We start from the raw sequence: 13777 nt of genomic DNA, 5'->3' as shown, positions 1-13777 counted from the left end.
GGCTCGCGGGGTCGCCGATGGGGCCGATGGGGCCGATGGGGCCGATGGCGTGACCGTACGGGTCGACTCCGCGCGGAACGGGCCCTTCCACGGGGGAATTCGGGGAGCATGCGGCGGGGACCGGTGATCCGGCGCCGCGTTCCCTCCACTCCTGGAGGCCCCATGACGAAACGTGCAGGAATTCTGGCCGCCGTCGGTGCGACCGTCGCCGGTCTGCTGACCGCCGCCCCCGCGCCGGCCGCCGCCACCGCGGCGAGCGCCCCGCCCGCCCCGAAGCCGGCGTGGACCAAGTGCCCGACCGAGAGCTACCCGACGCTCCAGTGCGCGAAGGTCCGCGCCCCGCTGGACCACCGTCGCCCGTCGGGCCGTCAGATCACGCTGGCCCTGTCCCGCGTCCCGCACACCGCCAAGAACTTCCAGGGCCCGCTGCTGGTCAATCCGGGCGGCCCCGGCGGCAGCGGCCTGTCGATGGCCGGGTTCGTGGCCTCCGCGCTGCCGAAGAAGGTCGCCGCGCAGTACGACGTGATCGGTTTCGACCCGCGCGGGGTCGGCAAGAGCTCCCCGGCCCTGGACTGTCTGCCCGGGCACTTCGATCCGGTACGCCCGGACTCGGTTCCGGACTCCCACCGCTCGGAGCGGATCAACCGCGACCGGGCGGAGACGTTCGCCCGGGCCTGCGGCGAGAAGCACGGTGACGTGCTGCCGTACATGGACACGGTCAGCGCCGCCAAGGATCTCGATGTGATCCGCCGGGCCCTGGGATCCCGGCAGATCAACTACTTCGGCTACTCCTACGGCACCTATCTCGGCGCGGTCTACGCCAAGCTGTACCCGGAGCGCGTGCGCCGCCTGGTCCTGGACTCGGTCGTCGACCCGGACGACGTCTGGTACGAGGGCAACCTCGGCCAGGACCAGCCCTTCGACGACCGCCACAAGGCGTTCGCCGCGTGGGTCGCGAGGAACGACGCCGCGTACGGCCTGGGCACCGACCCGGCGGGCGTCGAGGCCGCCTGGTACCGGATGCGGGCGGACGTGGCGCGACGGCCCGCGGGCGGCACGGTCGGCGCGGGCGAGTTGGAGGACACCTTCCTGCCCGGCGGGTACTACAACGGCTACTGGCCCTACCTCGCCGAGGCGTTCGCCGCGTACGTGAAGAACCGGGACGCCGAGGCCCTGGTGGAGGTGTACGAGAACTTCGGCGCGGTCGACGCGAGCGGCGACAACGGCTACTCGGTCTACACCGCCGTCCAGTGCCGCGACGCCGGCTGGCCCGAGCACTGGAGCACCTGGCGCAACGACAGCCGCCGGATCCATCAGAAGGCGCCGTTCATGACCTGGAACAACACCTGGTACAACGCGCCGTGCGCGAACTGGCCGGTGGCGCCGCTGCGACCGGTCCGGGTGGACAACCGTCAGCTGCCCCCGGCGCTCATCCTCCAGGCCACGGGCGACGCGGCGACCCCGTACGGCGGGGCGGTCAGCATGCACCGCAAACTCAAGGGGTCCAGCCTCGTCGTGGAGGAGGGCGGCGGCAACCACGGCATCACGCTGAGCGGCAACGACTGCCTGGACGAGCACCTGGCGGCCTACCTGAGGGACGGAACGGTCCCGCGCGGCCGGGGTGAGGCGGACGCGGTCTGCGCCGCCCTCCCGGACCCGAAACCGCTGCCCGCCGAGAAGGCGGCGGCCCAGTCGGTCGACAACAGCAAGGGCAGCCGCCTGCACGGCCTGCTCGGCTTCCGGCACTGACCCGGCCGGGCCTGTCGCCGCGGCCGCCCGGCCGCGGCGACAGGCCCGTTCCCGCACCCGGGCGGGGTCATGGGGGCATGGCGCCGGAGGCGCGCTACGTCCGTGCGCTCCCGCACTCCCCCGGCAACCGCCTGAGGGCCTCGGCCGCGGCCGTGCCCAGGCGCGGGTGCGGCAGGGCCGCCGTGAGGACCGGGCGGGCCTGTGCGTCGGCGAGGCGGCCGAGGCCCTCGACGCAGGCCAGGGCGACACGCCAGTGCGGTTCGCCGGGGGCCAGCAGGCGTTGGAGGGTGGAGACCAGGGCGGGGACCGACTCGGGGGCCCGCAGGTCGGTCAGCAGGCGAACCGGGTGCAGGGCGTAGGCGGTGCGCAGGGTGTTCGTGGCGAGGGCGGCCGCCGCCCTCGGTGTGCGGGGGTCGTCCAGTCGGGCCAGGGCGTGGGCGGCGGAGACACAGCGTTCGGGGTCGCGGTGGTTGAGCAGGAGCACCAGCGCCTCGAAGGCCCGCCGGTCGCCCGCGCAGCCGAGCCGGAAGGCGGCTATCTCGCGGGCCCACAGGGGGCGGTGCGGTTCGACGAGGACCCGGGCCAGCTCCTCGGGGTCCTCGGCGGCGACGAGCCGGGCGTACTCCGGCGAGTCGGCCGCCTCGGACGCCAGCCGGTCCACGAGTGAACGGAACTCCTCATCCATGACGCTCAGCGTAGCGACGGACACGCTCCGTGCGGGGCGGCATCGGGGAGTTCGTGTGGTCCAGGGCACAAGGACGCAGGGGTGGCGCGCTCGTTACTCGCCGGTTAATCTCATCTGAGCGGGGCACACTCCCCGCAGACTCCGGTGGCCTGGTGACGCAGCCATGCGGAGTGCTTGTCGGTTCGGTTCTTCCGTGTGCGACGCGACTCCGGGACAGAGTCCGTCATTCGAACGACCAGGCGCGCTCAAGCGGCCCTGCGTCGAGTTCCACGAAACTCAGCCTCCGCACGCCCCGCGCCGCCTTCCCACGGTCGCGCGTTCCGTGCTCCCACAGTCGTCACTCACCCTGGAGTCCCGTGATGGACACCCCTCTCAGCACCATCGCCGTCGTCGGCCTCGGCACCATGGGCGCCGGCATCGCCGAGGTCCTGGCCCTGGCGGGCCGCGAGGTCATCGGCATCGACATCAGCGAGGCGGCCGCCCTGAGCGCCGTCGCCTCCCTCGAAGCGTCCACCGCACGGGCCGTGAGCCGTGGACGGATCACCGAGCAGGAGCGGAGCGACGCCCTCGCCCGGTTCCGTACGTCCGACGACCTGCGCACCGCCGCCGAGGCCGAGCTGGTCATCGAGGTGGTGCCCGAGACGTACGAGATCAAGCAGCAGGTGTTCCGGGAGCTCGACGCGATCGTCTCCCCCACCGCGATCCTGGCCACCGGCACCAACGCCCTGTCGGTGACCCGGCTGGCCGCCGAGTCCCAGCACCCCGAGCGCGTCCTCGGCCTGCACTTCTTCAATCCGGCGCCCGCGATGAAGCTGGTCGAGGTGGTCTCCTCGGTGCTGACCGCGCCGCCCGCCGTCGAGGCCGTCACCAGACTGGCCCGGGAGCTGGGCAAGGAGCCGGTCGCGGTCGGCGACCGGCCCGGGTTCGTCGCGGACGGGCTGCTCTTCGGCTACCTCAACCAGGCCGCCGCGATGTACGAGGCGAACTACGCCTCCCGCGAGGACATCGACGCCGCGATGAAGCTGGGCTGCGGCCTGCCGATGGGGCCCCTCGCCCTGCTGGACCTGATCGGGATCGACACCGCCCGTACCGTCCTGGAGGCGATGTACGCCGAATCCCACGACCGGCTGCACGCCCCGGCCCCCGTCCTCGGGCAGCTCAGCAGCGCGGGCCTGACCGGCCGCAAGGCCGGGCGCGGCTTCTACACGTACGCCGCTCCGGGCGGCCAGGCCGTGGTGCCGGACGCGCTGACCCCGGCGGCGGACGACGCCGCCTCCGGAGCGGGCCGCACTGTGGCCTCCATCGGCGTCGCGGGCTCCGGGACGATGGCCTCCGGGATCGCGGAGGTCTTCGCGAAGGCCGGATACGGCGTGGTGCTGGCGGCCAGGACCCAGGAGAAGGCGGATCTCGCCAAGGCCAGGATCGGGAAGTCGCTGGAGCGGTCGGTGACCAAGGGACGGCTCACCGCCGAGGCCCGGGACGAGACGCTGGCGCGGATCACGGCGGCCGGGTCGCTGGACGCGTTCGCCGAGGTGGACCTCGCCGTCGAGGCGGTCGCCGAGGACCTGGAGATCAAGCAGCAGCTGTTCGCCGCCCTCGACAAGGTCTGCCGGCCGGGCGCGGTGCTCGCCACCACCACCTCCTCGCTGCCGGTCGTGGCCATCGCCCGGGCGACCGCGCGCCCCGAGGACGTGATCGGCATGCACTTCTTCAACCCGGCGCCCGCGATGAAGCTGGTCGAGGTCGTCCGTACCGTCCTGACCGCCGACGACGTGCACGCCACGGTCCGCGCGGTGTGCGCGAAGATCCCCAAGCATCCGGTGGACTGCGGGGATCGGGCCGGGTTCATCGTGAACGCGCTGCTGTTCCCGTACCTCAACAACGCGATCAAGATGGTCGAGGAGCACTACGCCTCGCTGGACGACATCGACGCGGCGATGAAGCTGGGCGGCGGTTACCCGATGGGCCCGTTCGAACTGCTCGACGTGGTCGGCCTGGACGTCTCGCTGGCCATCGAGAAGGTGCTGCACAAGGAGTTCCGCGACCCGGGTCTCGCGCCGGCCCCGCTGCTGGAGCACCTGGTCGCCGCGGGCTGCCTCGGCCGCAAGACGGGGCGCGGCTTCCGCGAATATGCCCGTCGCTGACCCGGGAGCCGGGTGGGGCGGGCTGCTGGGACCCCCCGGCGGCCCGCCCCCGCAGGCGCGCTCTCCTGCACCGATGCGTTACGTTCATGCCATGTCCCAGCCCGCCAAGTCACCCCGTGCCACCGCAGCGACCGACGCCCCCGAGACCACCGCGGGGACTCGCGCGGCCGCCCAGCGGCTCAAGATGCGCCGCGAACTGGCCGCCGCCGCGATGGAGCTCTTCGCCACGAAGGGCTACGAGGCGACCACCGTCGACGAGATCGCGGGTGCCGCGGGCGTCGCCCGGCGGACGTTCTTCCGGCACTTCCGCTCCAAGGAAGAGGCGATCTTCCCCGACCACGACGACACCCTCGTCAGGGCCGAGGCCGTCCTCAACGCCGCCCCCGCGCACGAGCACCCGCTCGACACCGTCTGCCGCGGCATCAAGGAAGTCATGAAGATGTACGCGGCCAAGCCCGCGGTCTCCGTGGCCCGCTACAAGCTGACCCGCGAGGTGCCGACCCTCCGGGAGGCCGAGATCGCCTCGGTGGCCCGCTACGAGCGGCTGTTCACCCGGTATCTCCTGGGCCACTTCGACGAGCGCGACCACCAGGTGGGCAACGACGACCCGCTGCTCGCGGAGGTCGCCGCGTCCGCCGTGGTCACCGCGCACAACCACGTACTGCGCCGCTGGCTGCGGGCGAGCGGCCAGGGCGATGTGGAGGCCCAGCTCGACCGCGCCTTCGCGATCGTGCGCGACACCTTCGGCACGGGCATCGGAGCGGGCCGGAGCGCCGGCCCCGAGCCCGAGCGCGGCCCGGCGGCGACGGCGGCCGCGGACGGCGAGGTGCTCGTCGCGGTGACGCGTACCGACGCCCCGCTGGACGAGGTCATGCGAACGATCCAGCAGGCCCTCAAGGGCCGCTGAGCCGGGCGTCCGGTCGGCCGCGGGCGGGGGCCGCCCCCGCCGGCTCCCAGGGCGGCGGCGCACCGCCCTCGCTCCACGCTGCCAGCTCGTCGGGGCCGTAGCAGAGGATGGAGCACTGCTCGGCGTAGTCGAGCGCGGGTTCGGTGAAGCCGCCGGTGGAGACGACGAGCGCGACATCCGCCTCGTGGACCGCGTAGCAGGTCCCGCCGAAGCGCTGGAGCTCCTGGGAGCCGGCCCGGTTCTCCGGCCCGTAGCGCTTGCACTGGACGACGAGGCGGCGTCCGTCCGGGGTGGTCGCGAGCACGTCGGCGCCCAGGTCGCCCGCGCCGCCCACCACCGCGGCGTCCGCGCAGCCGTCACGCCGGCAGAGTTCGGCCACGGCCTCCTCGAAGGCGTAGGGGTCCAGCTCCTCGTAGGCGACCGCACCGGCGGCCGGCTCCGGGGGCTCCGGACCGGCCCGGTCCGTCTCGGCCGCGTCCAGCTCGGCGAGGCCCGCGTCGACGATCCCGTACGCGGCGTCCGTGACGGCCGCCGCGACCCGGCGCGCGCGACGGCGGCGCAGCACCACGAGAGCAGCCGCGAGGGCCAGGACGGCCGCCGGCACGGCGGCGACCGCGGGGAGCCCGGCGCCGCGCCACAGGGCCCGCAGCACCGCGCCGCCGCCCGCGACGATCAGCGCGACCAGGGCGAACCCCAGGGCGGTGCGCCGGAGATCGAAGGAAGTACGCCGCTCCCGGGCGCTCCGTCTGCGGACCGGTATCGCCATCGGTGCCCACCCCTGCCTCTCCGATCCATCCATGATCACTTACTGGGGACCGCCTGCCCCGAGCCGGGCTTCCGACGCGTCGGGCACCGGCCGTTCCTCACGGGAGGCGGCCGAAATCCTGTGGTTCCCCGGTCGCCGCTGTGCTGAGGTGCGCGGATGCGAACCGATGACGTACGTGACCTGTACGACCGCACGATGCGCGAGCACGCCCGCCCCGACGGGCCGGGCGTGCGGGTCGAGCGCGCCGGCCCCCTGGTGCGCCAGGTCGGCGGCCCCGACGACTGGAACGGGGTCGTCTGGTCGGACCCGGGGCTGGATGCCGAGGGGGCCGACGCGGCGATCAGGGCCCAGATCGAGCACTGCACGGCGCTCGGCCACGAGGAATTCGAGTGGAAGCTCTACTCCCACGACCGGCCGGCCGGTCTGGGCGACCGGCTGCGAGCGGCCGGATTCGCACCGGGTCCGCCGGAGACCCTGCTGGTCGCGCCGGTCGGGGAGCCGGCCCTCCGGTCCGGGGCCGAGCTGCCCGAGGGCCTCGTCCTGCGCCCGGTGACCGACGCGGCCGGGGTCGAGCTGATGGCCCTGGCCCACGAGCGGGCGTTCGGCACGGACGCGGGCCGGCTGCGCCACCAGGTGCTGGCGCGGCTGGAACAGGCTCCGGACGACTTCCTGGCGCTCGTGGTGACGGCCGGCGGGGAACCGGTCAGCTCGGCCCGGATGGAGCTGTACCCCGGCACGGTCTTCGCCGGGCTCTGGGGCGGCGGAACGGTCGCGGAGTGGCGCGGCCGGGGCCTGTACCGGGCCCTGGTCGCCCGCCGGGCCGCCGTCGCCGCCGAGCGCGGCTACCGCTTCCTCCAGGTCGACGCGACGGACATGTCGGCCCCGATCCTGGCCCGGCTCGGCTTCACGGCACTCGGCACGACGACGCCGTACGTGTACCGCCGGGCCCGGTAACCGCTCGCCAGCAGGACAGAACGTCCCGTAACACCCATCGTGTTGCTCATGCGTGCCCACGGGATGACAAGTGAGAGAAATTGTTGGCACTGGGTGCCTTGCCAGGTGTCACGGAGTGCCATACGTTGAAGGTGTCCGGGCGGCCGGCGTGCTGAGACGTCACACGTACGCCGGCTGTCCCCGCAACCACCGTGCTGCGCGCCCGGACGCCTGCGTCACAGGCACCCTTCCGCTCCACCGAGCAGAGCCGAGCTCCACCCGCCGAACCGACGGCAGACACCCCTCCACACCGCATCGCTACCCTGCCAGCAGGGCCCCTCAACGTTTCCTCGACGCCGCATCACCGGAGGCAACACCGTGAAGGACATCCTGGACGCGATTCAGTCGCAGAACAGCACCGCCGCGGACTTCGCGGCCCTGCCCCTCCCCGAGTCCTACCGCGCGATCACCGTGCACAAGGACGAGGCGGAGATGTTCGCGGGACTGGAAACCCGCGACAAGGACCCGCGCAAGTCGATCCACCTGGACGACGTCCCGGTCCCCGAACTCGGCCCCGGCGAAGCCCTCGTCGCCGTCATGGCCAGTTCGGTCAACTACAACTCCGTCTGGACCTCGATCTTCGAGCCGGTGTCGACGTTCAGCTTCCTGGAGCGCTACGGGAGGCTCAGCGAGCTGACCAAGCGCCACGATCTGCCGTACCACGTGATCGGCTCCGACCTGGCCGGCGTCGTCCTGCGCACCGGCCCCGGCGTGAACGCCTGGAACCCGGGCGACGAGGTCGTCGCCCACTGCCTGTCGGTCGAACTGGAGTCCTCCGACGGGCACAACGACACGATGCTCGACCCGGAGCAGCGGATCTGGGGCTTCGAGACGAACTTCGGCGGCCTCGCCGAGATCGCCCTCGTCAAGTCCAACCAGCTGATGCCGAAGCCGAACCACCTCAGCTGGGAGGAGGCCGCCGCCCCCGGCCTGGTGAACTCCACCGCGTACCGCCAGCTCGTCTCGCGCAACGGCGCGGGCATGAAGCAGGGCGACAACGTGCTGATCTGGGGCGCCAGCGGCGGACTCGGCTCGTACGCCACCCAGTTCGCGCTGGCCGGCGGCGCCAACCCCATCTGTGTCGTGTCCAGCCCGGAGAAGGCCGACATCTGCCGTGCCATGGGCGCGGACGCGGTCATCGACCGCAACGCCGAGGGCTACAGGTTCTGGAAGGACGAGCACACCCAGGACCCCAAGGAGTGGAAGCGGCTCGGCAAGCGCATCCGTGAGCTGACCGGCGGCGAGGACGTCGACATCGTCTTCGAGCACCCCGGCCGAGAGACCTTCGGCGCGAGCGTCTACGTCACCCGCAAGGGCGGCACGATCGTCACCTGTGCCTCCACCTCGGGCTACCACCACGAGTACGACAACCGCTACCTGTGGATGTCGCTCAAGAAGATCGTCGGCTCCCACTTCGCCAACTACCGCGAGGCGTGGGAGGCCAACCGGCTCATCGCCAAGGGCAAGATCCACCCGACGCTCTCCAAGGTCTACTCCCTGGAGGACACCGGCCAGGCCGCCTACGACGTCCACCGCAACCTGCACCAGGGCAAGGTCGGCGTCCTCGCGCTGGCCCCCGGCGAGGGGCTCGGCGTCCGCGACCAGGAAATGCGCGAGCAGCACATCGACGCCATCAACCGCTTCCGCAACGTCTGAGGTTCTCCGATGAACGAACGTCAGAAGGACCGGCCCTGGCTCATGCGGACGTACGCCGGCCACTCGACCGCCGAGGCGTCCAACGAGCTGTACCGCCGCAACCTCGCCAAGGGCCAGACGGGTCTCTCGGTCGCCTTCGATCTGCCCACGCAGACCGGATACGACCCGGACCACATTCTCGCCCGAGGCGAGGTGGGCCGCGTCGGCGTTCCCGTCTCGCACCTCGGTGACATGCGGCGGCTGTTCCAGGACATCCCCCTGGAGCAGATGAACACCTCGATGACGATCAACGCGACCGCGATGTGGCTGCTCGCGCTCTACCAGGTGGTCGCGGAGGAACAGGGGGCCGACCCTGCCAGGCTCCAGGGGACCACGCAGAACGACATCGTGAAGGAGTACCTCTCGCGCGGGACGCACGTCTTCCCGCCGGTGCCCTCGCTGCGGCTGACCACGGACATGATCACGTACACGGTCAACCGCATCCCCAAGTGGAACCCGATCAACATCTGCAGCTACCACCTCCAGGAGGCGGGGGCCACCCCTGTCCAGGAGATCGCGTACGCCATGTCGACCGCCATCGCGGTGCTCGACGCGGTCCGCGACTCCGGCCAGGTGCCCGAGGAGAAGTTCGGTGACGTGGTCGCCCGGATCTCGTTCTTCGTGAACGCGGGCGTCCGCTTCATCGAGGAGATGTGCAAGATGCGCGCCTTCGGCCGCATCTGGGACCGGGTCACCCGCGAGCGGTACGGGATCGAGAACCCCAAGCAGCGCCGCTTCCGCTACGGCGTCCAGGTCAACTCCCTCGGGCTGACCGAGGCGCAGCCGGAGAACAACGTCCAGCGCATCGTCCTGGAGATGCTGGCCGTCACCCTCTCCAAGGACGCCCGCGCCCGCGCCGTACAGCTGCCGGCCTGGAACGAGGCGCTGGGCCTGCCCCGGCCCTGGGACCAGCAGTGGTCGCTGCGCATCCAGCAGGTGCTGGCGCACGAGAGCGATCTGCTGGAGTACGAGGACATCTTCGCCGGCTCGCACGTCGTCGAGGCCAAGGTGGCGGCCCTGGTCGAGGAGTCGCTGGCGGAGATCGAGCGGATCCAGGAGATGGGCGGCGCGATGGCCGCCGTCGAGTCCGGCTACCTCAAGTCCGAGCTGGTCTCCTCGCACGCGGCGCGCCGGGCCCGCATCGAGGGCGGCCAGGAGAAGATCGTCGGCGTCAACATCCACGAGAACACCGAGCCCAGCCCGCTCACCGCCGACCTCGACGGCGCGATCATGACGGTCGACCCCGAGAACGAGGCCCGGGTCGTCGCCGCCCTGCACGAGTGGCGGGACAACCGCGACGAGGCGCGCGCCTCCGAGGCGCTGGCCGCGCTGAAGAAGGCCGCCGCGGGCACCGAGAACATGATGGAGGCCACCGTCGAGTGCGCCCGCGCGGGCGTCACCACCGGCGAGTGGTCCTGGGCCCTGCGGGACGTCTTCGGCGAGTTCCGCGCGCCCACCGGGGTCTCCTCGGCCCCGGTCGCGGTCACCGCCGAGGCGGGCACCCCGCTCGCCCTCGTCCGCGAGAAGGCCACCCGCACCTCGGCCGACCTGGGCGTGGGGCGGCTGCGGCTCCTGGTCGGCAAGCCGGGCCTGGACGGGCACTCCAACGGGGCCGAGCAGATCGCCGTACGGGCCAGGGACGCCGGGTTCGAGGTCGTGTACCAGGGCATCCGGCTGACCCCCGAGCAGATCACCGACGCGGCGATCGCGGAGGACGTGCACTGCGTGGGCCTGTCGATCCTGTCCGGCTCGCACGCGGAGCTGGTACCCGACGTGCTGCGCCGGCTGCGCGAGGCCGGGGCCCCCGACATCCCGGTGATCGCGGGCGGCATCATCCCGCCGGCCGACGCCGCCGCGCTCATCGAAGCCGGTGTGGCCGCCGTCTTCACCCCGAAGGACTTCGGCATCACCGAGATCATCGGCCGTATCGTCGACGAGATCCGGAAAGCGAACAAGCTCGACCCTCTGGAGGTCCCCGCATGACCACGCCCGCCCACCCGTCGCCCGCCACCGCCCCGGCGGAGAGCGGCTCCGCCGCGCACTCCTCGGTCAACCGGCTGCGCCCCCGCCGCTCGTGTCTGGCCGTGCCGGGCTCGAACCCGCGCTTCCTGGAGAAGGCCCAGGGCCTCCCGGCCGACCAGGTCTTCCTGGACCTGGAGGACGCCTGCGCGCCGCTCGCCAAGGAGGGCGCCCGCCACACCATCGTGGACGCGCTGAACAACGGTGACTGGAGCGGCAAGACCCGGGTCGTGCGGGTCAACGACTGGACGACGCACTGGACGTACCGGGACGTCATCACGGTCGTCGAGGGCGCGGGTCCGAACCTCGACTGCATCATGCTGCCGAAGGTCCAGGACGCCCAGCAGGTCGTGGCCCTGGATCTGCTGCTGACCCAGATCGAGAAGACGATGGGCTTCGAGATCGGGAAGATCGGCATCGAGGCGCAGATCGAGAACGCCAAGGGCCTGGTGAACATCGACGACATCGCGGCCGCCTCGCCCCGCCTGGAGACGCTGATCTTCGGCCCGGCCGACTTCATGGCCTCGATCAACATGAAGACCCTGGTCGTCGGCCAGCAGCCGCCCGGCTATCCGGCGGACGCCTACCACTACATCCTGATGCGCATCCTGATGGCGGCCCGCACGCACGACCTCCAGGCGATCGACGGCCCGTTCCTCCAGATCCGTGACGTGGACGCCTACCGCGAGGTGGCCGGCCGCGCGGCCGCCCTCGGCTTCGACGGCAAGTGGGTGCTGCATCCCGGTCAGGTCGACGCGGCGAACGACGTGTTCTCGCCCTCGCAGGAGGACTACGACCACGCCGAGCTGATCCTCGACGCCTATGACTGGTGCACCTCCGAGGAGGGCGGCAAGAAGGGCTCGGCGATGCTCGGTGACGAGATGATCGACGAGGCCAGCCGCAAGATGGCGTTGGTCATCGCGGGCAAGGGCCGGGCCGCCGGAATGCGGCGCACCTCGAAGTTCGAAGCCCCGGAGGTCTGACCATGCAGTTCGGACGCACTTTTGAGGAGTTCGAGGTCGGTGCCGTCTACAAGCACTGGCCCGGAAAGACGGTCACGGAGTACGACGACCACCTCTTCTGTCTGCTGACCATGAATCACCACCCGCTGCACATGGACAGCAACTACGCGGAGAACACGACCGACTTCGGGAAGAACGTGGTCGTCGGGAACTACATCTACTCGCTGCTCCTCGGCATGTCGGTGCCGGACGTCTCCGGAAAGGCCATCGCCAACCTGGAGGTCGAGTCGCTGAAGCACATCGCGCCGACCTTCCACGGGGACACCCTCTACGGCGAGACGACCGTGCTGGACAAGACGCCGTCGAAGTCCAGGAACGACCGCGGCGTCGTGTACGTGGAGACGAGGGGATACAAGCAGGACGGCACCGTGGTCTGCGTGTTCCGTCGCAAGGTGATGGTGCCCACCGAGACGTACACCCAGGAGCGCGGCGGCGAGCAGCCGGGCCGCCCGACGCCGTCCGCATAACCGTCTGAAGCCTTAAGGCCATCCGCGTGAAGCCACAGGAGAAGCAGCCATGACGCGACTCGCCCAGACCGCCGGTCTGAACGACATCCAGCGGGAAATCCTTTCCACGGTCCGGGATTTCGTCGACAAGGAGATCATTCCGGTCGCGACCCGGCTGGAGCACCGCGACGAGTACCCGACGGAAATCGTCGAGGGGCTCAAGGAACTCGGCCTGTTCGGGCTGATGATCCCGGAGGAGTACGGGGGTCTGGGCGAGTCGCTGCTCACCTACGCGCTGTGCGTGGAGGAGATCGCACGCGGCTGGATGAGCGTGTCGGGCATCATCAACACGCATTTCATCGTGGCCTACATGCTCAAGCAGCACGGCACCCAGGAGCAGAAGGACACGTTTCTGCCGCGCATGGCGCTCGGCGAGGTGCGGGGCGCGTTCTCGATGTCGGAGCCGGCGCTCGGCTCGGACGTCTCGGCGATCTCGTCGAAGGGCGTCAGGGACGGCGAGGAGTACGTTCTCAACGGCCAGAAGATGTGGCTGACGAACGGCGGAACGTCCACACTGGTCGCCGTACTGTGCCGGAGTGACGAAGGCCACCCCGAGGGGACCGCCCCCCACAAGTCGATGACGACCTTCCTCATCGAGAAGGAGCCCGGCTTCGGAGAGGTCCGGCCCGGTCTGACCATCCCCGGGAAGATCGACAAGATGGGCTACAAGGGCGTCGACACGACCGAGCTCATCATGGACGACCTGCGCATTCCGGCCAATCGCGTCCTCGGGGGCACGACGGGCCGAGGGTTTTACCAAATGATGGACGGCGTCGAAGTCGGACGGGTGAATGTCGCCGCGCGTGGTTGCGGGGTCGCACAACGTGCATTCGAGCTGGGCGTCTCGTACGCGCAGCAGCGCCACACCTTCGGCAAACCGATCGCCCAGCACCAGGCCATCCAGTTCAAACTGGCCGAAATGGCCACCAAGGTCGAAGCCGCTCATGCGATGATGGTCAATGCGGCACGCAAAAAGGACTCCGGGGAACGAAACGACCTGGAGGCAGGGATGGCGAAGTACCTCGCCTCCGAGTACTGCAAGGAAGTCGTCGAGGACGCCTTCCGTATCCACGGCGGTTACGGCTTCTCCAAGGAGTACGAGATCGAGCGCCTCTACCGCGAGGCCCCGATGCTGCTGATCGGTGAAGGTACCGCCGAGATCCAGAAAATGATCATTGGCCGGCGCCTCTTGGAGGAGTACCGATTCCAGGGCTGATTGTCCCTTTCGAGGTGATTTGGTGGCGAAGAACATCACACCGGGTCATCCTCCGCGGGTGCCTATCCGCCGTCC

General features: G+C 70.8%; 11 protein-coding genes. 9 read left to right on the top strand and 2 right to left on the bottom strand.

Going from position 1 to position 13777, the window contains the following annotated elements:
* Positions 1 to 162: 162 nt before the first annotated feature.
* A complete protein-coding gene (locus tag ACIQMU_RS07640) occupies positions 163 to 1749 on the top strand; it encodes an alpha/beta hydrolase (protein WP_352238967.1) in 1587 nt (528 codons plus the stop codon).
* A 94-nt stretch (positions 1750 to 1843) separates the two neighbouring features.
* On the opposite strand, the gene ACIQMU_RS07635 is transcribed toward ACIQMU_RS07640, so the two are convergent.
* On the bottom strand, positions 1844 to 2434 hold the full coding sequence (locus tag ACIQMU_RS07635) for an adenylosuccinate lyase (RefSeq protein WP_402688434.1): 591 nt from the start codon (positions 2432 to 2434) through the stop codon (positions 1844 to 1846).
* Positions 2435 to 2793: 359 nt separating this feature from the next.
* Here ACIQMU_RS07635 and ACIQMU_RS07630 point away from each other — a divergent pair, with 359 nt between their 5' ends.
* Both ACIQMU_RS07630 and ACIQMU_RS07625 read left to right on the top strand, forming a co-directional pair.
* Complete coding sequence (locus ACIQMU_RS07630) at positions 2794 to 4578, top strand: 3-hydroxyacyl-CoA dehydrogenase family protein (RefSeq protein ID WP_402688433.1); 1785 nt, start codon at positions 2794 to 2796, stop codon at positions 4576 to 4578.
* Positions 4579 to 4669: 91 nt separating this feature from the next.
* Positions 4670 to 5485 (top strand): TetR family transcriptional regulator, encoded by an 816-nt coding sequence (locus tag ACIQMU_RS07625; RefSeq protein ID WP_402688432.1) that lies wholly within the window; start codon positions 4670 to 4672, stop codon positions 5483 to 5485.
* Here ACIQMU_RS07625 and ACIQMU_RS07620 read toward each other — a convergent pair.
* Entirely contained in the window at positions 5472 to 6251 is a 780-nt protein-coding gene (locus ACIQMU_RS07620) for a restriction endonuclease (protein WP_402688431.1), read from the bottom strand. The two genes, ACIQMU_RS07625 and ACIQMU_RS07620, sit on opposite strands and share 14 nt — an antisense overlap.
* A 156-nt stretch (positions 6252 to 6407) precedes the next feature.
* Here ACIQMU_RS07620 and ACIQMU_RS07615 point away from each other — a divergent pair, with 156 nt between their 5' ends.
* The 6 genes from ACIQMU_RS07615 (at position 6408) to ACIQMU_RS07590 (ending at position 13702) form a co-directional block, all read left to right on the top strand.
* Positions 6408 to 7205 (top strand): GNAT family N-acetyltransferase, encoded by a 798-nt coding sequence (locus ACIQMU_RS07615; RefSeq protein ID WP_352238972.1) that lies wholly within the window; start codon positions 6408 to 6410, stop codon positions 7203 to 7205.
* Positions 7206 to 7562: 357 nt separating this feature from the next.
* Positions 7563 to 8900, top strand: a complete 1338-nt coding sequence (gene ccrA / locus ACIQMU_RS07610; RefSeq protein WP_352238973.1) for a crotonyl-CoA carboxylase/reductase — start codon at positions 7563 to 7565, stop codon at positions 8898 to 8900.
* Between the two features lie 9 nt (positions 8901 to 8909).
* Positions 8910 to 10922: a protein meaA gene (locus ACIQMU_RS07605; RefSeq protein ID WP_402688430.1), complete on the top strand. Its 2013-nt coding sequence runs from the start codon at positions 8910 to 8912 to the stop codon at positions 10920 to 10922.
* Positions 10919 to 11941 (top strand): CoA ester lyase, encoded by a 1023-nt coding sequence (locus ACIQMU_RS07600; protein ID WP_352238975.1) that lies wholly within the window; start codon positions 10919 to 10921, stop codon positions 11939 to 11941. The genes ACIQMU_RS07605 and ACIQMU_RS07600 overlap by 4 nt, the downstream gene beginning before the upstream one ends.
* A gap of 2 nt (positions 11942 to 11943) precedes the next feature.
* Complete coding sequence (locus tag ACIQMU_RS07595) at positions 11944 to 12447, top strand: MaoC family dehydratase (protein WP_352238976.1); 504 nt, start codon at positions 11944 to 11946, stop codon at positions 12445 to 12447.
* A gap of 49 nt (positions 12448 to 12496) precedes the next feature.
* The gene (locus ACIQMU_RS07590) at positions 12497 to 13702 is read left to right on the top strand and encodes an acyl-CoA dehydrogenase family protein (RefSeq protein ID WP_352238977.1); all 1206 of its coding nucleotides are present in this window, start codon (positions 12497 to 12499) and stop codon (positions 13700 to 13702) included.
* Positions 13703 to 13777 lie beyond the last annotated feature (75 nt).

The sequence above is a fragment of the Streptomyces sp. NPDC091649 genome (assembly GCF_044756785.1).
Lineage (GTDB): Bacteria > Actinomycetota > Actinomycetes > Streptomycetales > Streptomycetaceae > Streptomyces.
This window is presented reverse-complemented; position numbering and strand designations above follow the sequence as displayed.

Excerpts from the sequence above, each read along its gene's own strand:
- ACIQMU_RS07640 (WP_352238967.1), top strand. The coding sequence starts at position 163 with ATGACGAAACGTGCAGGAATTCTGGCCGCCGTCGGTGCGACCGTCGCC.
- ACIQMU_RS07635 (WP_402688434.1), bottom strand. The coding sequence starts at position 2,434 with ATGGATGAGGAGTTCCGTTCACTCGTGGACCGGCTGGCGTCCGAGGCG.
- ACIQMU_RS07630 (WP_402688433.1), top strand. The coding sequence starts at position 2,794 with ATGGACACCCCTCTCAGCACCATCGCCGTCGTCGGCCTCGGCACCATG.
- ACIQMU_RS07625 (WP_402688432.1), top strand. The coding sequence starts at position 4,670 with ATGTCCCAGCCCGCCAAGTCACCCCGTGCCACCGCAGCGACCGACGCC.
- ACIQMU_RS07620 (WP_402688431.1), bottom strand. The coding sequence starts at position 6,251 with ATGGCGATACCGGTCCGCAGACGGAGCGCCCGGGAGCGGCGTACTTCC.
- ACIQMU_RS07615 (WP_352238972.1), top strand. The coding sequence starts at position 6,408 with ATGCGAACCGATGACGTACGTGACCTGTACGACCGCACGATGCGCGAG.
- ACIQMU_RS07605 (WP_402688430.1), top strand. The coding sequence starts at position 8,910 with ATGAACGAACGTCAGAAGGACCGGCCCTGGCTCATGCGGACGTACGCC.
- ACIQMU_RS07600 (WP_352238975.1), top strand. The coding sequence starts at position 10,919 with ATGACCACGCCCGCCCACCCGTCGCCCGCCACCGCCCCGGCGGAGAGC.
- ACIQMU_RS07595 (WP_352238976.1), top strand. The coding sequence starts at position 11,944 with ATGCAGTTCGGACGCACTTTTGAGGAGTTCGAGGTCGGTGCCGTCTAC.
- ACIQMU_RS07590 (WP_352238977.1), top strand. The coding sequence starts at position 12,497 with ATGACGCGACTCGCCCAGACCGCCGGTCTGAACGACATCCAGCGGGAA.